15 protein-coding genes are annotated in these 18,825 nt (G+C 67.5%); all 15 read left to right on the forward strand.

What is annotated here, in order from left to right:
- Positions 1-3 precede the first annotated feature (3 nt).
- The 15 genes from narH (at position 4) to ACOYR3_RS03150 (ending at position 18,793) form a co-directional block, all read left to right on the forward strand.
- Positions 4-1,527 carry a nitrate reductase subunit beta gene (narH, locus tag ACOYR3_RS03080; RefSeq protein WP_422845036.1) on the forward strand — a complete coding sequence of 508 codons (1,524 nt, stop codon included), beginning with the start codon at positions 4-6 and terminating at the stop codon, positions 1,525-1,527.
- A 20-nt stretch (positions 1,528-1,547) separates the two neighbouring features.
- Positions 1,548-2,249: a nitrate reductase molybdenum cofactor assembly chaperone gene (narJ, locus tag ACOYR3_RS03085; protein WP_422845037.1), complete on the forward strand. Its 702-nt coding sequence runs from the start codon at positions 1,548-1,550 to the stop codon at positions 2,247-2,249.
- Positions 2,246-2,977, forward strand: coding sequence for a respiratory nitrate reductase subunit gamma (gene narI / locus ACOYR3_RS03090; protein WP_422845038.1), 732 nt, complete (start codon positions 2,246-2,248; stop codon positions 2,975-2,977). The genes narJ and narI overlap by 4 nt, the downstream gene beginning before the upstream one ends.
- 147 nt (positions 2,978-3,124) lie before the next feature.
- Positions 3,125-3,949 carry a peptidylprolyl isomerase gene (locus tag ACOYR3_RS03095; protein ID WP_422846515.1) on the forward strand — a complete coding sequence of 275 codons (825 nt, stop codon included), beginning with the start codon at positions 3,125-3,127 and terminating at the stop codon, positions 3,947-3,949.
- 28 nt (positions 3,950-3,977) lie between these two features.
- On the forward strand, positions 3,978-4,655 hold the full coding sequence (locus tag ACOYR3_RS03100; RefSeq protein WP_422845039.1) for a carbonic anhydrase: 678 nt from the start codon (positions 3,978-3,980) through the stop codon (positions 4,653-4,655).
- Between the two features lie 101 nt (positions 4,656-4,756).
- The gene (locus ACOYR3_RS03105; protein ID WP_422845040.1) at positions 4,757-7,186 is read left to right on the forward strand and encodes an adenosylcobalamin-dependent ribonucleoside-diphosphate reductase; all 2,430 of its coding nucleotides are present in this window, start codon (positions 4,757-4,759) and stop codon (positions 7,184-7,186) included.
- On the forward strand, positions 7,183-8,514 hold the full coding sequence (locus tag ACOYR3_RS03110) for an NnrS family protein (protein ID WP_422845041.1): 1,332 nt from the start codon (positions 7,183-7,185) through the stop codon (positions 8,512-8,514). The genes ACOYR3_RS03105 and ACOYR3_RS03110 overlap by 4 nt, the downstream gene beginning before the upstream one ends.
- Before the next feature lie 25 nt (positions 8,515-8,539).
- The gene (locus tag ACOYR3_RS03115) at positions 8,540-9,220 is read left to right on the forward strand and encodes a nitroreductase family protein (protein ID WP_422845042.1); all 681 of its coding nucleotides are present in this window, start codon (positions 8,540-8,542) and stop codon (positions 9,218-9,220) included.
- Positions 9,221-9,271: 51 nt separating this feature from the next.
- Complete coding sequence (locus ACOYR3_RS03120) at positions 9,272-9,688, forward strand: ribonucleotide reductase subunit alpha (protein WP_422845043.1); 417 nt, start codon at positions 9,272-9,274, stop codon at positions 9,686-9,688.
- An 88-nt stretch (positions 9,689-9,776) separates the two neighbouring features.
- A complete protein-coding gene (locus tag ACOYR3_RS03125) occupies positions 9,777-10,256 on the forward strand; it encodes a hemerythrin domain-containing protein (RefSeq protein ID WP_422845044.1) in 480 nt (159 codons plus the stop codon).
- A gap of 149 nt (positions 10,257-10,405) precedes the next feature.
- A complete protein-coding gene (locus ACOYR3_RS03130; protein ID WP_422845045.1) occupies positions 10,406-12,628 on the forward strand; it encodes a tetratricopeptide repeat protein in 2,223 nt (740 codons plus the stop codon).
- Between the two features lie 59 nt (positions 12,629-12,687).
- Complete coding sequence (locus tag ACOYR3_RS03135) at positions 12,688-14,094, forward strand: UDP-glucose dehydrogenase family protein (RefSeq protein ID WP_422845046.1); 1,407 nt, start codon at positions 12,688-12,690, stop codon at positions 14,092-14,094.
- Positions 14,091-15,056 carry a UDP-glucuronic acid decarboxylase family protein gene (locus ACOYR3_RS03140; RefSeq protein ID WP_422845047.1) on the forward strand — a complete coding sequence of 322 codons (966 nt, stop codon included), beginning with the start codon at positions 14,091-14,093 and terminating at the stop codon, positions 15,054-15,056. Before ACOYR3_RS03135 ends, ACOYR3_RS03140 begins: the two co-directional genes overlap by 4 nt.
- A 126-nt stretch (positions 15,057-15,182) precedes the next feature.
- Positions 15,183-16,259 carry an AbrB family transcriptional regulator gene (locus ACOYR3_RS03145; protein WP_422845048.1) on the forward strand — a complete coding sequence of 359 codons (1,077 nt, stop codon included), beginning with the start codon at positions 15,183-15,185 and terminating at the stop codon, positions 16,257-16,259.
- 104 nt (positions 16,260-16,363) lie between these two features.
- On the forward strand, positions 16,364-18,793 hold the full coding sequence (locus ACOYR3_RS03150) for a tetratricopeptide repeat protein (RefSeq protein ID WP_422845049.1): 2,430 nt from the start codon (positions 16,364-16,366) through the stop codon (positions 18,791-18,793).
- Positions 18,794-18,825 lie beyond the last annotated feature (32 nt).

Consider the following 18,825-nt stretch of genomic DNA (forward strand, 5'->3'; position numbering starts at 1 on the left):
ACGATGAAAATTCGCGCACAAATCGGCATGGTGCTCAACCTGGACAAGTGCATCGGCTGCCACACCTGCTCCGTGACCTGCAAGAACGTCTGGACCAGCCGCCCCGGCGTGGAATACGCCTGGTTCAACAACGTCGAGACCAAGCCCGGCATCGGCTACCCCAAGGAATGGGAAAACCAGGACCGCTGGAACGGTGGCTGGGTGCGCAACCCCGACGGTTCCATCGCCCCCCGCCAGGGCGGCAAGTGGAAGCTGCTCATGCGCATCTTCGCCAACCCCAACCTGCCGCAGATCGACGACTACTACGAGCCCTTCACGTTCGACTACGACCACCTGCAGGCCGCGCCCGAGAGCAAGGCCGCGCCCACGGCCCGCCCGCGCAGCCTGATCACCGGCCAGCGCATGGAGAAGATCGAATGGGGCCCGAACTGGGAAGAAATCCTGGGCGGTGAATTCAGCCGCCGCAGCAAGGACAAGAACTTCGACGAGGTGCAAAAGGACATCTACGGCCAGTTCGAGAACACCTTCATGATGTACCTGCCGCGCCTGTGCGAGCACTGCCTGAACCCTGCGTGCGTGGCATCGTGCCCCTCGGGCTCGATCTACAAGCGTGAGGAAGACGGCATCGTGCTGATCGACCAGGACAAGTGCCGCGGCTGGCGCATGTGCGTGAGCGGCTGCCCCTACAAGAAGATCTACTACAACTGGCAGTCGGGCAAGGCCGAGAAGTGCATCTTCTGCTACCCCCGCATCGAGGCCGGCCAGCCCACGGTGTGCTCCGAGACCTGCGTGGGCCGCATCCGGTATCTGGGCGTGCTGTTGTATGACGCAGACCGCATCCAGGAAGCCGCCAGCGTGGAGCGTGACCGCGACCTGTACCAGGCGCAGCTCGACATCTTCCTGAACCCGAACGATCCGGACGTGATCAAGCAGGCGCGCATCGACGGCATCCCCGACAGCTGGATGGAAGCCGCCCGCAACAGCCCCGTCTACAAGATGGCCGTGGACTGGAAGGTGGCCCTGCCGCTGCACCCCGAGTACCGCACGCTGCCCATGGTCTGGTACGTGCCGCCCCTGTCGCCCATCACGGCTGCGGCCAACGCGGGCCATGTGGGCGTGAACGGCGAGATTCCGGACGTGTCACAGCTGCGCATCCCCGTGCAGTACCTGGCCAACCTGCTCACCGCTGGCGACACCGGCCCCGTGGTGCGGGCGCTGGAGCGCATGCTGGCCATGCGCACCTACCAGCGCGACAAGCATGTAGAGCAGCGCCAGAACCTGTCGGTGCTCAAGCAGGCGGGCCTGTCGATGGCCGAGGTGGAGGAGATGTACCAGGTGATGGCGATTGCCAACTATGAGGACCGCTTCGTGATCCCGTCGGCCCACCGCGAATACGCCGAGAACGCGTTCGACATCCGCGGCGGCTGTGGCTTCTCGTTCGGCAACGGCTGCTCTGATGGCGCCAGCGAGGTCAGCATGTTCGGTGGCAAGAAGCCCCGCACCATCCCGATCAAGGCGACGGTCTGATCGCAGGGAAGGAAATCACCATGTTCAAGAAGAACCCGACCTCCGTGCGCCTGACCCTGCGCGCCCTGGGCTACCTGCTGAGCTATCCCGATGCGCAGCTGCGCAGCGTGATGCCGCAGCTCATCGACGCGCTGCAGGTGGAGCAAGCGCTGAGCACCGAGCGCATGGCTGAGCTCGAAGCCGTGTGCCGACACCTCGCGGCCCTCGACCCCCTGGAAGCCGAAGCACGCTATGTAGACAACTTCGACCGGGGCCGCCAGACCTCACTGCACTTGTTTGAGCATGTGCACGGCGACTCGCGCGACCGGGGGCCGGCCCTCATCGACTTGATGCAGACCTACGAAAAGGCTGGCCTGCAATTCGAGGCAGACGAGTTGCCCGACCACCTGCCGGTGGTGCTGGAGTTCGCCTCCACCCAGCCGCCCGAAGTGGCTAAGGAGTTCCTGGGCGAAATGGCCCACATCCTCAACGCGCTGTTCAGCGCGCTGGTGGCACGCAACAGCCCTTACGCCAGCGTGATCGCGGCCGTGCTCGAAGTGTCTGGCCAGCGTGTGCAGTCGGTGGCACTCACCCCAGAGCCCGAGATGGACGAGGTGTGGGCCGAGCCCGAAGCGTTTGGAGGTTGCAGCACCCAGGGCCAGTCCAAGCCCGGTCAGCCGCAACCCATGCATTTTGTTCGTACCCCCCGCGCCGAGCGGGCACCAGAAGGAGTCTCAGCATGACCACCTGGCTCGATACCCTGTTGTTTGGCATCTATCCCTACATCTGCCTCGCCGTTTTCTTCATTGGCAGCTGGGCCCGGTTCGACCGCGACCAGTACACCTGGAAGAGCGACTCCTCGCAGCTGCTGCGCACCGGCAGCCTGCGCTGGGGCAGCAACCTGTTCCACATCGGCGTGCTGTTCCTGTTCTTTGGCCACACCGTGGGCATGCTCACGCCCCACTTTTTGTATGAGCACTTCATCAGCGCGGGTGCCAAACAGCTCATGGCCATGGTGACCGGTGGTGTCGCCGGCCTGCTGGGCTTCGTGGGCCTGTCCATCCTGCTGCACCGCCGCCTGTCGGACGCGCGCATCCGCGCCACGTCCAAGACCAGCGACATCCTGATCCTGGTGCTGCTGTGGCTGCAGTTGGCCCTGGGGCTGGCCACCATCCCCCTGTCGGCGCAGCACCTGGACGGCTCCATGATGATGAAGCTGGCCGAATGGGGCCAGCGCGTGGTGACCTTCCGCAGCGGCGGTGTGGAGCTGCTGGCCGAGGCGGGCTGGATCTTCAAGGCCCACATGTTCCTGGGCATGACGATTTTCCTGGTGTTCCCCTTCACCCGCCTGGTGCATGTGTGGAGCGGCTTCGGCACGCTGGCTTATGTGCTGCGCCCCTACCAGGTGGTGCGCGCGCGCCGCCTGAACCTGCCTGCCGGCCACATGCAGCCGCAAGACCGCCGCGCCTGACCCCCAACCTTTTGCCAGGAGTACACCATGAGCGGATGTGGAACCGGAGGCTGCGGCTGCAGCACCGCCCCTGAGATCAGAAGCCCCGTGCCTGCCAGCACACTGACGCCCGCCCAGGCGGCGGCCTACGAAGCCCTGGCCGCGGCCATGGCGCAAGCCCCGGCGCCCGCCGGCGGTGCGGCGGAGCTTGCCAAAGGCGGCGGCCCGGCGGTGGAGATCGCCCGTGTCAATGGCGTGGCGTTGAACGGCCCCCACGAACGGCTGGAGGAGGAAGCGCTGCGCCAGCGCGCCTGCACCGAGCTGCTGCGCCAGGCGGCGCAGCAGGCCGGACTGCTGCCGGCCAGCGATGTGCCGGGTGCGGAAGGTGCCGTCAGCGTGGAGGCCTCCGACGCCATCGAGCGCCTGCTGGAGCGTGAGCTGTCCGTTCCCGACCCATCGGAAGACGCCTGCCGCCGTTACCACGAGGCGCACCCGGTGGCCCATGCCCAGGGCGAGCGCGCACAACTGCGCCATGTGCTGTTTGCCGTGACACCCGGTGTGGATGTGAAACAGCTGCGCCTGCGGGCCGAGGCCTTGCTGATCGAGCTGCGCTGCGCAGACGATGGCGGAGCCCAGTTTGCGCGGGCGGCGGCCCAGTGGTCCAACTGCCCGAGCGGCCAGCAGGGCGGTGAGCTGGGCTGGCTGACCCGTGCCGACTGCGCGCCGGAGTTTGCCCGCGAGGTCTTCGGCGGCAACGAGATCGGCGTGCTGGCCCGGCTGGTGCACAGCCGCTTTGGCCTGCATGTGGTGGAGGTGGTGGCGCGCGATCCCGGCCGCCAACCCGCGTTCGAAGAGGTGCGCCAGGCGGTTGCGCTCACCCTGCGGCAGCAGGCCTGGGTGAATGCGCTGCGCCAATACCTGCAGCTGCTCGCCGGCGCCGCCCAGGTGGAAGGCGTGGCGCTGGACGCTGCCAGCTCCCCGCTGGTCCAGTAGCGACCGCTCTGCCTACGGACCGCGCCACATGCCCGACGAGCTCCTAGACCGCCTGCGCCGATTCCACAACGACGCCTTTCCCCAGTACCGCGAGCAGTTCCAGGCCCTGGTGGATGAGGGGCAGCACCCCACGACACTGTTCATCGGGTGCTCGGATTCGCGCCTGGTGCCGTACCTGCTGACGGGCGCCGGGCCGGGCGAGTTGTTTCTGGTGCGTAACGTTGGTGCGTTTGTGCCGCCGTACGACGGCTCGCATGGCCACCATGGCACCACGGCGGCCATCGAGTTTGCGGTGCTCAACCTGCAGGTGCGCCGGATCGTGGTGTGCGGCCACAGTCACTGTGGGGCTATCAAGGCCATGTATGGTGAGGTCTCGCCCGAGGCCCCCAACCTGGACCGCTGGCTGGACCTGGGGCGCGAGGCGTTGCTGCCCATGTCGCCGGGCCCGGAGGTGCTGCGCCGCACCGAGCAGCGTGCCGTGGTGCTGCAGCTGGAGCGCCTCATGGAATACCCGATGGTGCGCGGCCGCGTTCAATCGGGCCAGATCAGCCTGCACGGCTGGCACTACGTGATCGAGGAAGGAGAGGTCCATGTCTTTGACGTCAGCACCGGCGGCTTTGTGCCGGCCTCGCGCGCGGACAACAGCGGGACCGGGCCGTACCATCCCTATGTGGAGCACGACGGCCAGGTGCTGGTGGATGAGTAGCCCTGGGGCGGCGGCTTGCCATGCGCCTGCATTCGGAGTGGAATGAGCGCTCCTTGACGGACCTCAACACCGTCTCCAGGTGAAACCCAAATCATCGGCCCATGAAACGCGAACCCCAGCCCCCCCTCAGCCCCGTGACCACCCTGCAGCCCATCAGCCTGGACGTGCTGCGCGAGAAGTACCTCAAGCCCGGCGAGACCTCCGCCGACGAGCTGTACCGGCGCGTGGCCCGCTCCCTCGCATCCGCCGAAGCCGAAAACCTGCGCGACAAATATGAAACATTGTTTCTGGCCAACCTGAAGGCCGGCGCCATCGGCGCGGGCCGCATCATGAGCGCGGCCGGCACCGACATCCAGGCCACGCTGATCAACTGCTTTGTGCAGCCCGTGGGCGATTGCATCCAGGGCGTGGATGACGAAGGCTACCCCGGCATCTACGAAGCGCTGCGCGAAGCGGCGGAAACCATGCGCCGCGGCGGCGGCGTGGGGTATGACTTTTCGCGCATCCGCCCCAAGGGTGCGCACGTGAAAGGCACGGCCTCCATGGCCTCCGGCCCGTGCAGCTACATGAATGTGTTCGACCAGTCCTGCTCCACGGTCGAAAGCGCGGGTGCCCGCCGGGGCGCGCAAATGGGCGTGCTGCGCATCGACCACCCCGATGTGCAGGAGTTCATCACGGCCAAGCGCACGCCGGGCCGCTGGAACAATTTCAATGTGTCGGTCGGCGTGTCCGATGCGTTCATCGACGCCGTGCAGAGCGACGCCCCCTGGGAGCTGGTGCACAAGGCCGCACCCGGCGCCGTCCTGCGGGCCCAGGGCGCGCACCAGCGCGCCGACGGCCAGTGGGTGTATGCCACCGTGCAGGCGCGCGCGCTGTGGGACACGATCATGAAGTCCGCGTACGACTTCGCCGAGCCCGGCATCCTGTTCCTGGGGCGCATCAACGAAGACAACAACCTGCACTATTGCGAGCAGATCGCGGCGACCAACCCCTGCGGCGAGCAGCCGCTGCCCTCGTATGGCTGCTGCGACCTCGGGCCCATCATCCTGACCCGCTTTGTCCGCCACCCCTTCGGCTTTGGCGGCGTGGCCGCATTTGACTTCGACGCGTTCCGCCAGGCCGTTGCCCTGCAGGTGCGGGCCTTGGACAACGTGCTGGACGTGACCTTCTGGCCGCTGCCGCAGCAACGCGACGAGGCCATGGCGAAGCGGCGCATCGGCGTGGGCTTTACCGGCATGGGCAATACGCTGGCCATGCTGTGCCTGCGCTACGACCTGCCCGAGGGCCGCGCCATGGCGGCACGCATTGCCGAGTGCATGCGCGATGCCGCATACGCTGCATCGGTGGAGCTGGCGCGCGAGAAAGGTGCGTTCCCCAGATTCAACGCCGACGGGTACCTGGCGAAGGGCACCTTTGCCAGCCGGCTGCCCGAAGCCCTGCAGGCCGCCATCCGCGAGCACGGCATCCGCAACAGCCACCTGCTGTCCATCGCACCCACCGGCACGGTGAGCCTGGCCTTTGCCGACAACGCGTCCAACGGTATCGAACCTCCGTTCTCGTGGATGTACAAGCGCAAGAAGCGCGAGTCCGACGGCAGCACCACCGAGTACGCGGTGGAAGACCATGCCTGGCGCCTGTACCGTGAGCTGGGCGGCGACGTGAATGCGCTGCCCGACTACTTCGTGTCGGCGCTGGCCATGTCCGCGCAGGACCACATTGCGATGATGGAAGCGGTGCAGCCCTTTGTGGACACGGCCATCTCCAAGACCGTGAACATTCCGGCGGACTACCCGTACGAAGATTTCAAGGACCTGTACCTGCAGGCGTGGCGCGCGCGGCTCAAGGGCTTGGCCACCTACCGGCCGAACGCGATCCTGGGGTCGGTGCTGGAGACCCATGCCGAGCCGCCGGCCCCCCCCGCGCCCGCAGCGCCGCCCGTGGACCCGATGCGCACCGTCATCGAGAGCCGGCCGCAGGGCGGCTTGTCGGCCGTGGCGGAAAAGCTGGAGTACTGGACGCAGGAGGGCCACAAGACGCTGTACCTGATTGTTTCGTTCCTGCCTGTGCCCACGGGCGTGGGTAACCGCACGGTGGACCGGGCCATCGAGTTTTTCATGCCGGTGGGGCAAAGCGGCGAATCGCAGCAGTGGATCACCTCCAGCATGCGTCTGCTGTCGCTGGCAGCCCGCGGCGGCTTCCTGGAGCGCGCGCTCTCCGACATGCGCAAGGTAGCCTGGGACCGGGGGCCGGTGCGCCTGGGGCAGCACCGCAAGGATGACGGTACCCTGGTGCCCATGTGGCACGACTCCGAAGTGGCGGCCATGGCGTACGCCATCCAGAACATCCTGGCGCGCCGGGTGGCCGATCCCGTCCAGCAGCAGCTTCCGCTGGACGAGCCCGCGCCGCCGCCTGCAGCGGTGCCGCAGGCCATGGTGGGCAAGAAGTGCAGCGAATGCGGCGCCCATGCCGTCATCCGCAAGGACGGCTGCGACTACTGCACGCAGTGCGGCCATCTGGGGACATGCGGGTGACATTGCCTTCGTCCATCCCGCTGCGCCCCGTTGCGGGCAAGCCTTCGCCCGAGGCACTGGCGCGGATGGACAAGCGCTGGCGCTGGCGCTACCTGATGCTGGCGCCCCACCGGCTGGGATTTTTCCTCGCCATGGTGGTGCTCGTGGCCTCGGGGGCCTGGTGGGCGCTGGTGCAGCTGGCGCGGTCCACCGGATGGGACGGGGTCTACTACGCCCTGTCGCCCACCACGGTGCACGCCGCGGTGATGGTGATGGGGTTCATCCCGCTGTTCTTTGCCGGTTTCCTGTTCACGGCTGGGCCCAAGTGGCTGGGTGTGGAACCGCTGCCGCCCCGGACCCTGCTGGCGCCGCTGGCCGCACAGGCGGTGGGGTGGCTGCTGTGGCTGGGGGGAGCGCATTGGCGCATCGGTGCCGCGTTGGCCGGGCTCGCGCTGGCGGGCGCCGGGCTGGCATGGATGACCGCGCTGTTTGCCGGCCGCCTGCGCATCAGCCGGGTGGAAGACCAGTTGCATGCCCGGGTGATTGCCGCCGCCAGCCTGGTGGGTTGTCTGTGCCTGGCCGGCTTGTGGCTGAGCCTGGCCTTTGGAACGCAAGCGTTGGCCCGTGCATTTGTCTACACCGGCCTGTGGGGCTTCGTGGTCGCGGTGTACGTGACCGTAGCGCACCGCATGATCCCGTTTTTTACCTCCAGCGCTTTGCCGCTGGTACAGGTCTGGCGGCCTTCGTGGGTGTTGTGGTTCATGCTGGCGGCGGCGCTGATGCAGGCTGCTGCGGCCTGGATCGAATGGGCGAACGTGCCCTTGCAGGGCTGGGGGCCGCCGTGGACGCTGGTGCTGGGAACCCTGCAGCTGGTGGTGGGCGGTGTCCTGGTGTGGCTGGCCGGGGTCTGGGGCCTGGTGCAGAGCCTCAAGAACCGCTTGCTGGCCATGCTGCACATCGGTTTCTTGTGGCTGGGGCTGTCGTTCCTGCTGGCGGGCAGTTCCCACTGGCTGGCATGGCGCTACGGCATGGCCGTGCTGGGCCTGGCGCCCTTGCATGCGCTCACCATGGGGTGCCTGGCCTCGCTGATGCTTGCTATGGTCACGCGGGTGTCCTGCGGCCACAGCGGGCGGGCGCTCGTCGCCGACCGCATCGCCTGGGGGCTGTTCTGGATGCTGCAGCTGGCCGTGGCACTGCGCATCGCGGCCGAATTGCCGGGCCTCTTCGGCGTGGCCTGGGCCTGGGTGCTTCCGGCCGCCGCCTGCCTGTGGGCGGTCACGATGGGCCTGTGGGGCGCACGCCTGGGCCGCTGGTACGGCTGCCTGCGGGCAGACGGCCGGCCGGGTTGAGCGCCGGTACTGGAAGGAATTTGCAATGGCTGTCATTCCCTGGCCCTTGAAGAACGCGCCGCGGCATGGCGCGGCGGCCGCACCCGGCGCCTCGGGCCCGGAGGACGCCGGGGCCCTGGCGTCGGCGCTGATCCAGTCGCGCCAGACCATCCTGCCCAAGCGGCTGGCCGCGCCGGGGCCTACGGCCGAGGAGCTCGCGCAGATCCTCTGCGCCGCGGCCCATGCGCCCGATCACGGCCAATTGACCCCGTGGCGCTTTGTGCTGGTGCCAGCGGCTGCGCGGCCAGCGTTGGCGGACGTGTTTGCCCAGGCCTTGCAGGAGCGCGATGCGTCCGCTACCACCGAGCAGGCCGGGCAGGCGCGGGAAAAAGCGTACCGGTCCCCGGTGCTCCTCCTGGTGGTGGTCGACGCGCAGCGCGGCGATACCGAGGTGGATGCCGCCGAGCGCCTGGTCTCCGCCGGTTGCGCAGTGCAAAACATGCTGTTGATGGCCACCGCGCTGGGCTATGGCTCGGCGCTGACCAGCGGCAAAGCCCTGAAAGCGAGCAGCCTGCGTGCGCTGTTCCAGCTGGCGCCCAGTGAGCAGGCCGTTTGCTTCATCAGCATCGGCACCGTGGCGTCGCGCAAGGCGGCGCGCGCGCGCCCTGCGGCCACCGCCTATGTCAGCACCCTGGACCCCCACCGGGGGGTGGTGCCCGGGTTCTGAGCCGGCGGCCCCTTGATTCCTTTTTTGCCTGAGTTGCACGAGAACCTTGCCATGCAGATTTCCAGCTTTGACGACCTTTTGCACGCGGCGCGGTTGCAGCCCGAACCCCAGCGCCTGCTGTTTGTGTTCGCAGCAGTCGAGTTGCCGGACGACGCGACGCCTGCCCAGCGCGCGCGCTTCCAGGCCGGGGAGGGCGGGGCCTTGGTGCCGTTGATGTGTGTCGACAAGACGCCGGACGAACTCGCGTCGTTCGGCGCGCTGGTGGAGGAGGCGCGCCAGTTCACGGCGCCGGGCCACGATTGGGCAATGGTGTTTGCGGCGGCCCTGTCGGGAACCTTGGACAAGGCGCCCACCAGTGCCGATGCCGAAGCGCCATTGCAGCGCATGGTGGACGCGATCAAACGGGGCGCGCATGGCACCTTGATCCCGTTCGACCGCCAGGGCCGGCCCGTGCACCTGGGTGAATGAGGCCGTGATGTCCCCGCCACCTGCCGTGCCGACCAGGCACCTCCCCGGTTTCAGCGCACCCGCCGTCGGATTTGAAGAGCCCTTTGCCATGCTGGAAGCGTGCCACGAACGCGTGCAACGCACGCTGGCCTTGCTGGAGCGCTTGCGCGACCACGTCCGCCAGCACGGAGCAGACGGCAATGCGCGCCAGGCGGCCCGCGACGTGCTGCGCTACTTTGACATCGCCGCCCCGCTGCACCACGAGGACGAGGAGCGGCACGTGTTCCCGGCCCTGCTGGCGCAGGCAACGCCCGGGATGAGGGCGCTGGTGGAGCGGCTGCAGCAGGACCATGTGGCCATGGCTGCCGACTGGGCCGCTGCGCGCCGCCCGTTGCTGGCCCTGGCCGAGGGCCATGCGCAGTCCTTCTCGGAAGGGGATGGCGCGGTGCTGGACCGGTTCGCGGGGCGCTATGCCGACCATATCCGAACGGAGGAAGACCAGGCCTACCCGGCGGCGCTCTCCCGCGCCGAGCCCGCCGCGCTGGCGAGCATGGGGCGCGAAATGGCCCGGCGGCGCGGAGCTGGCTGATACACTCGTCCGCCCCTGCCGGCTGGCGTAGCCGTTCCTTCTGACGACCGCCGCCGACCTCAAGCCGGGTCGCTGCAATGCGGCGGCTGGCAGATTGCGCGAGCGCCGCGGTGTGGCCGGTTGCCAGGCGCCGCGGTGGAGTCACTCTCTTGACGGAAGCAAAAAAGCCCTATTTCGGTCAGACCCCTGCGGCCAGCCGTGCGCCGACCGGCCTGCCCAGTTTCAAGTTCTCGCTGCCGGCGACCTCCTGGACACCGCAGGTGGCGAGCGCGCCCGCTGCGGCGGAACTTCCGGACGATGCGGTCGCCTGCAATACCCGCGGCAACGATTGGCTGCTTGCCAATCGGCCCCAGGATGCGCTGCGGGCCTACGACCGCGCGATTGCCTTGCGCCCCGACTATGTCGATCCGCACTTCAACCGCGGCAATGCGTTGCTGCGCCTGCAGCGCCGTGATGAGGCGCTGGAAGCCTACGACCGGGCCATTGCGCTGTCGCCCAGCCTGGTGCTGGCGCACTACAACCGCGCCACCGTGCTGCAGGCGCTGGGCCGCATGCCCGAGGCGCTGGAAGGCTACCGCACCGTCGTGGCGATGGACCCGGGGCATGTGCAGGCGCGCTTCAACCTGGGAACCTGGTTCCTGGACAACCAGCAGTTCGAGGATGCGTTTGCCTGCTTGCACCCGTTGGCCGACCAGGCCTCCCAGGTCCCCGAGGTGCACAACAACCTGGGAACCGCCCAGCTGAGGCTGGGGCGGTATGCTGAGGCAGAGGTCAGCTTCAGCCGGGCGCTGGACTTGCGGCCGCAGTATGCCGAGGCGTTGAACAACCGCGGCGAAGCCCATTTGAAGTTGCGGCGTTGGGACCTGGCGATGGAGGACCTGCGCCAGGCGGTACGGTTGCGCCCCGACCAGGGGGCTTTCCGCTTCCTGCTGGGCAGGATCTACCGGGAAATGAAACGCTACGACTTGGCGCTGGAACAGTTCTACGAAGCGCGGCGTCTGCGCGCTCAGAGCCCCATGCTGGCATGCGGGATCGTTGCGGCCAAGATGCACAGCTGCCAGTGGGAAAACCTGGACAGCGAGGCCGCGCAGCTGGAGCAGGCGCTGAAAGCGGGCTCGGCGGAGGTGGAGCCCTTCGTCGCCTTGTCGTTGTGGGACGAGCCAGCCCTGCACCAAACGGCTGCCCGGCGGCAGGTCGAAAATCACCTGCGGTCCGCCTCCGATGCCCTGGGCCCCATCGGTGAAAGCCGCCCGGCCGGCAAGATCCGCGTGGGCTACTACTCGGCCGACTTTCGCAACCATCCCGTCGCGCAGCTCATCGTGGAACTGTTCGAACTCCACGACCGAGAACGGTTCGAGTGGTTCGGGTTTTATGTGGGGCCGGACGTGCAGGACCCCCTGCGTGCGCGTGTGGAGGCGGCACTGGACCACTTCATCGACGTGCGCGAACGCAGTGACCAGGAGATTGCCCAGCTCTCCCGGGATCTGGGCATCGATATCGCCGTGGACCTGATGGGCTTCACGCAGGACAGCCGCCTGGGCTGCTTCGCCTACCGGTGTGCGCCAGTGCAGGTCAGCTACCTGGGCTATCCGGGGACGACCGGCGCCGGCTACATGGACTACGTGGTGGCCGACCGGGTGGTCATTCCCCCTGAGGCCCGGGACTACTTTGCCGAGAAGGTGGTCTACATGCCCCACTGCTACCAGGTTAACGATTCGCACCGCGAGATATCGAACCGCAGCTTTGCGCGCGAGGAACTGGGCCTGCCGGCCACCGGCTTTGTGTTTTGCTGCTTTAACAACAACTTCAAGATCCTGCCGCCCACCTTTGACGGCTGGATGCGCATCTTGCGGGCCGTGGAGGGCAGCGTGCTGTGGCTGTTCGAGGACAACCCCCTCGCTGCGGCCAACCTGCGCCAGCAGGCGCAGGCCCGGGGCGTTTCTGCGGACCGGCTGGTTTTTGCTGCGCGCATGCCGCGGGACGAGCACCTGGCGCGCCATCGCTTGGCCGACCTGTTCCTGGACACCTTGCCCTACAACGCCCACACCACCGCCAGCGACGCCTTGTGGGCCGGACTGCCGGTGCTCACCTGCATGGGCGCGTCCTTTGCCAGCCGGGTGGCCGCCAGCCTGCTGTACGCGGTGGGCCTGCCGGAACTGGTCACCTCGACGCAGGCAGCCTTCGAGGCCCGCGCGATCGCGCTGGCGAACGACCCTGCGCAACTCGCAGGCCTGTGTGAGCGGTTGCGCCGCCAGGGGCCGCAGTCGCCCCTGTTCGACACGCCGCGCTTTGCGCGGGATATCGAGTCCGCGTTTGCGACCATGCAGGATCGCCGGCAAAAAGGGTTGCCTCCCGAAGTGATCGAGGTGTGATGGCCAGGGTGCCCCCGGCACCCGCCCCGCACCGCCCTGCGTTCTTTTTTTGTTTTTCCATGAATCTCACTGTCTTCGGAACCGGTTATGTAGGGCTCGTCACGGGCGTGTGCCTTGCGCAGCTGGGCAATGATGTGCTGTGCGTTGACACGGATGCGGCCAAGGTCGCCGCCCTGCAGCGTGGCGAGGTGCCTATCTATGAGCCTGGCCTGGCGGAGCTGGTCGACAGCAATGCCCGCGCGGGGCGCCTGGCTTTCTCGGCGGACGTGGCGCAGGGCGTGGCGCATGGCGAGGTCCAGTTCATCGCGGTGGGCACGCCCTCCGCCGAGGATGGCAGCGCCGACCTGCGGTACGTGTTCCAGGTGGCACGGGCCATCGGTTCCCACATGACAGGCTTCAAGGTCATCGTCAACAAGTCCACCGTGCCGGTGGGGGCGGGTGACGCGGTGCACGCAGCCGTGGCTGCCGCCCTGGCCGAGCGCGGCCGGCCGGCGGGTGCCGAGGCCGCGGCGGAATTCGCCGTGGTCTCCAACCCCGAGTTCCTCAAGGAAGGCAGCGCCATTGACGACTTCATGCGGCCTGACCGCATCATTGTCGGCTTTGGCGACACCCCGGCCGAGCAGCGGGCGGGCGCGGTGTTGCGCGAGCTGTACCGGCCTTTCGCCCACGGCCATGACCGCGTGATCTGCATGGACCGCCGAAGCGCCGAGTTCACCAAGTACGCGGCCAACGCCATGCTGGCCACGCGCATCAGCTTCATGAACGAGATGGCGCGCCTGGCCGATGCGTTGGGGGCCGATATCGAGCCCGTGCGGGTGGGTATCGGCGCCGATCCGCGCATCGGCGACAGCTTCCTGTACCCTGGCGTGGGTTACGGCGGAAGCTGCTTTCCCAAGGATGTGGCGGCACTGCAGCACATGGGCGGACAGGCCGGCCTGCCCATGCACGTGCTGGCGGCGGTGGCCCGCGTCAACGAAGCGCAAAAGCAGCTGCTGGCAGAGCGTCTGGTGCAGCGGCTGGGAGCAGACCTGTCCGGGCGCTGCATTGCACTGTGGGGTCTGGCCTTCAAGCCCAACACCGACGACATGCGCGAGGCCTGCAGCCGTGTGCTGGTGCGCGAGTTGCTGGAGCGCGGCGCGAAGGTGCAGGTATTTGACCCCGTGGCCATGCACGAGGCGCGCCGGTGCTTCGCGGAAGACCTGCGCGACCAGCCCGCGCTGCTGTCGAACATCCACTATGCGCAGGACCCCCTGGGCGCAGCGAGCGGGGCCGACGCCTTGCTGATCGTGACCGAGTGGCAGGTTTTCCGCAGCCCCAACTTCACGGCCCTGCGGGCGGCCTTGCGCCGGCCCCTGGTCCTGGACGGGCGCAATCTCTACGAGCCCGAAACCTTGCGGGCGCAGGGTTTTGACTATGTGACCGTGGGGCGCAACGTGCCCGGCACGGCCGCCGGAGGTGCAGCATGACGTCGGCCGGGTCCGCTGAAAAAAAACGAGTGCTGGTGACGGGAGGCGCGGGCTTCCTGGGCTCCCATCTGTGCGAGCGGCTGCTGGCAGACGGCCACGCCGTGCTGTGCGTGGACGATTTTTCGACGGGGCTGGAGCGCAACATTGCCCACCTTGAGCACCTGCCGGGTTTCCGCTGGTTGCGCCACGATGTCACCCAGCCTCTGGACGCCGAGGTGGACTGCATCTACAACCTGGCCTGCCCGGCGTCGCCGGTCCACTACCAGGCCGACCCGGTGAAAACGCTGCGCACCAGCGTGCTCGGCGCGATGAACCTGCTGGAGCTGGCCCGCCGCCGGGGCGCCGTGATCCTGCAGGCTTCCACCAGCGAGGTGTATGGCGACCCTTCGGTGCATCCCCAGCCGGAATCCTACTGGGGCCATGTCAATCCCATCGGGGTGCGGGCCTGCTACGACGAGGGCAAACGCTGCGCGGAGACGCTGTTCTTTGACTACCGGCGCCAGCACGGCGTGCGCACCAAGGTGGCCCGGCTGTTCAATACCTACGGGCCCCGCATGCGGCCCGACGACGGCCGGGTGGTGTCGAACTTCATCGTCCAGGCCTTGCAAGGCGCGGACCTGACGGTGTATGGAAACGGAACGCAAACCCGCAGCTTCTGCTATGTGGACGACCTGGTGGAGGCCCTGGTGCGCCTGATGGCCACGCCTGACGACATCGCCGGCCCCGTGAACGTGGGCAACCCGGGCGAATTCACGATCCTGGAACTGGCCGAGCGGGTACTGGCCCTCACCGGGTCCAGCGCCCGTATTGTTCACCGGCCCCTGCCGGGCGACGACCCGCGGCAGCGGCAACCCGACATCACCCTGGCGCGCGCCGTGCTGGGCGGCTGGGAACCCACCGTGAACCTGGATGCCGGACTGCGCCGGACCATCGCCTTTTTCCAGCAGACTGGCGGTGCGTGACCTGCGGCCACCGGAGGCGTGAAGCCGCCGCCCCTGCGCACCGCGCGGCCGCCTGGCCCGCTGCTTCGGCTCGGCGGCTGAAGCCGCAGCCCCGCTGCCCTCTTGTTTCTGCCTGACCGAGCTTCCATGGCCCTGGTGTCCGCACGTTCCCCCTTGCGCATCGTCGTCACGCTGCTGGTGGCCTGGGCGGCTGCGGCGGCCTGCGTCGCGCTGCACACGCCGCTGCCGTGGATGATCGGCCCCTTGCTGGCCACCTCCCTCGTATCGATGGGTGGAGGTCCCACGGAAAGCTGGGGCCCGCTGCGCAATGCGGGCCAGTGGACCATTGGCGCAGCCCTGGGGCTGTATTTCACCCCCGAGGTGGTGGCGCTGATCGGCGGGCTTTGGTGGGCCATCCTGCTGAGCGTCGCGTGGGCGCTGGCGCTGGGCTGGCTGTTCGGGGCCTGGCTGTACCGCGTGCACGCCCCGCGCATGCACGGGGTGCCCGCGTCCATGCTGCGGGCCACCAGCTATTTCGCCGGCGCCATTGGCGCGGCGTCGGAGATGACGCTGCTGTCGGAACGCGAGAACGCCCGCACCGACCTGGTGGCCGCCAGCCACAGCCTCCGGCTCCTCATCGTGACCGTGACCATCCCGTTTGCCCTGCAGTGGAGCGGGCTGCACGGCCTGGACATCCTGCCGCCCACGGTGCGCTTGGTCAGCGCGCCAGGCCTGGCGCTGATGGCCGTGCTGACCGGCGTGGGCGCGCTGCTGATGGACCGGCTGGGGCGCGCAAATCCCTGGTTCATGGGGGCCCTGCTGGTGTCGATGGGGCTGACCATGGCGGGCGTCGGCCTGTCCGCGGTGCCCCAGCCCCTGGTCAACGCGGCCCAGTTGGTCATCGGCGTGAGCCTGGGCGTGCGCTTTCGTGCGGATTTCCTTCGCACCGCGCCCCGCTGGCTTGCTTCCGTGGCGCTGGGCACCCTGGTGCTGATGGGGGCGTGCGCGCTGTTTGCCGGCGGGCTGGCCTGGGCGACGGGCTTGCCCTGGGTGACGCTGCTGCTGGGCACTTCTCCGGGCGGCATTACCGAGATGGCCATCACCGCCAAGGTGCTGCAGCTGGGCGTACCGGTGGTCACGGCGCTGCAGGTGTGCAGGCTGATCGCCGTGCTGATGCTGGTGGGGCCGCTGTACCACCGTCTGTATCCCGCTGGGGGGCACTGAACCCGGTCCGGGGGGCGCGGCACAATCGACAGCTTGCACCGGCCCGCCTGACGGGGGGCCGTGGTTGCGTTCTACCCTGTTTCATCCGCGCCACCCTTCGGACCATGAGCATTCACTACAACTTGGGTTTTCGCCCTGCCCAGGCCTCCCAGGCCCAGCTGGCCGCGTGGCTGGAAGAGGCCATGCAGGCCCATCAACAAGGGCAGCTCGCCCGGGCCAACCAGCTCTACAACACCATCCTGAAAAACGACCCCCGGAATGTGGGCGCGCTGCACATGCAGGGCGTTCTGGCCTACCAGGCGGGCCATCTGCAGATGGCGGTGGATCTCATCGGCCAGGCGATCAAGCACGGCCCGGACGACCCTGCGCCCCAGGTCAACCGCGCGCTCGCATTGGGGGCCATGCAGCGCCACGGAGAGGCCCTGGCGCATTGTGAGCGCGCCATCGCCCTGCGCCCGGATTTTGCGGCCGCTTATGTCAACCGGGGCATCACCCTCAAGGAATTGGGACGCGCCCACGAGGCGATCGCCAGCTACGACCAGGCCATTGCGCTGGAGCCGCAGCTGGCTGCGGCGTTCAACAACAAGGGCAACGCCTTGCGCCAGCTGGGACGCGCGGACGAGGCGCTGGAATGCTACCGCCAGGCCTTTGCCGTGGACCCGCAGGATGTGGATGCCTGCCAGAACATGGGCGTGCTCCTTGCCAATGCAGAGCGGCCTGACGATGCATTGCGCTGCTTTGATCAGGTCATCCAACTGCGGCCCCAACATGCCGAGGCGCACAACGCCAAAGGGGCCATTCTGGCGGAGCGGGAACAGTGGGAGCAGGCGATCTCGCACTTTCGGGCGGCGATCCAGTCCGACGGCAAGCTGCCCAACGCGCACAAGAATCTCGGATCAGCATACCGCGCACTGTTCCAGTATGACGATGCCGTCCGGGCCTTCCAGCAGGCGGCGCAGCTGTCGCCCGCAGACGCAGATACTCTGTCGCTTCTTGCTCTTTCGTTATTGGATGCGAATAAACACCAAGAGGCCCTGGCTGTTTATGGCCAGGCAGCCCGGCTAGAGCTCGATGTGCCGGATTCTCTTTTGAATCGCGCCGGGTTGCACGCACGCTTTAATAAGCACCATGCCGCCACCGCAGATTACGAGGCAGCCTATCGTATAAAGCCGGAAATCCGGTATTTGTTGGGCGCTCTGGTGCATGGCAAGATGAAAAGCTGTGCCTGGGAGGGGCTCGGCGATTTGCTGAAAGCCTGTGAGCGCAGCCTCCGAGAGGGCGAGATGCGGGTTTCTCCATTCATCGCGTTGTCCTTGTTCGATGACCCGGCGTTGCAGTTGCAGGTAGCGAAAAAAGAAGTGGAGGCGGAGTACCCCGCATCGCCTGCACTCGGCGCCCTCAAGCCGCGTGCGCCCGGCGACAAGATTCGGGTGGGCTACTACTCGGCAGATTTGCACAGCCATGCTACCGCGCACCTCATGGCGGAACTCTTCGAGTGCCACGATCGCCATCGTTTTGAGTGGATTGCATTTTCTTTTGGCCCCCCGGCGGCCGACGCGATGCGAGACCGGGTTGCAGCGAGCTTTGACCGGTTCATTGACGTGCGCGAACTCGGGGGCGCCGAGATCGCCCGCATGTCGCGCGACCTTGGCATCGACATCGGGGTAGACCTCAAGGGGTTTACCTTGGACAACCGCTTTCGCATTTTTTCCCACCGTTGTGCGCCCATCCAGGTGAGTTATCTGGGCTACCCTGGCACCACCGGGGCCGATTACATGGACTATGTGATTGCGGACAAAATCGTGGTGCCGCCCGAGGCGCAGGTGCACTTCACCGAAAAGCTGGTGTACATGCCCCATAGCTACCAAGTGAATGACTCACAACGGGTGATCAGCGAGCGCGTGTTCACGCGCAGTGAGCTGGGGCTCCCCGAATCAGCCTTCGTGTTTTGCTGCTTCAATAACAACTACAAGATCATGCCGGCGGTCTTTGACAGCTGGATGCGCATTCTGCAGGCCGTGCCGGGCAGTGTGCTTTGGCTCTTCGAGGACAACGCTGGCGTGCCGGAAAACCTGCGGCGTGAAGCGCAGGCGCGGGGGATCGCTCGCGACAGGCTGGTCTTTGCGCCGCGCATGTCCTCCGACTTGCACTTGGCACGGCATCGTTTGGCGGATCTGTTCCTCGACACCTTGCCCTACAACGCCCACACCACCGCCAGCGACGCCTTGTGGGCGGGGCTGCCGGTGCTCACCCGGCTGGGGGAGTCGTTTGCGGCGCGTGTCGCGGCCAGCCTGCTGCAGGCGGTGGGCTTGCCGGAGCTGGTGACGCGCTCCTGCGCCGAGTACGAGGCCCTGGCAATCCAGCTCGCAACGAACCCCGCCCAACTTTCGTCGCTGCGGGACAAGCTCAAGGCGCAGAAGGAGCAGTCCCCCCTCTTCAATGGCCGGCAGTTCGCGAGGGACCTGGAGGCCGCGTATGTGGCCATGCACGGGCGATACCTCCAGGGGCTGCCGCCCGATGTGATCGAAATCTAGGCGGCTTAGGACGGCGGGACGCCAGGGCGGCT

This window comes from Acidovorax sp. M2(2025), assembly GCF_049330835.1.
Taxonomy (GTDB): domain Bacteria; phylum Pseudomonadota; class Gammaproteobacteria; order Burkholderiales; family Burkholderiaceae_C; genus Acidovorax.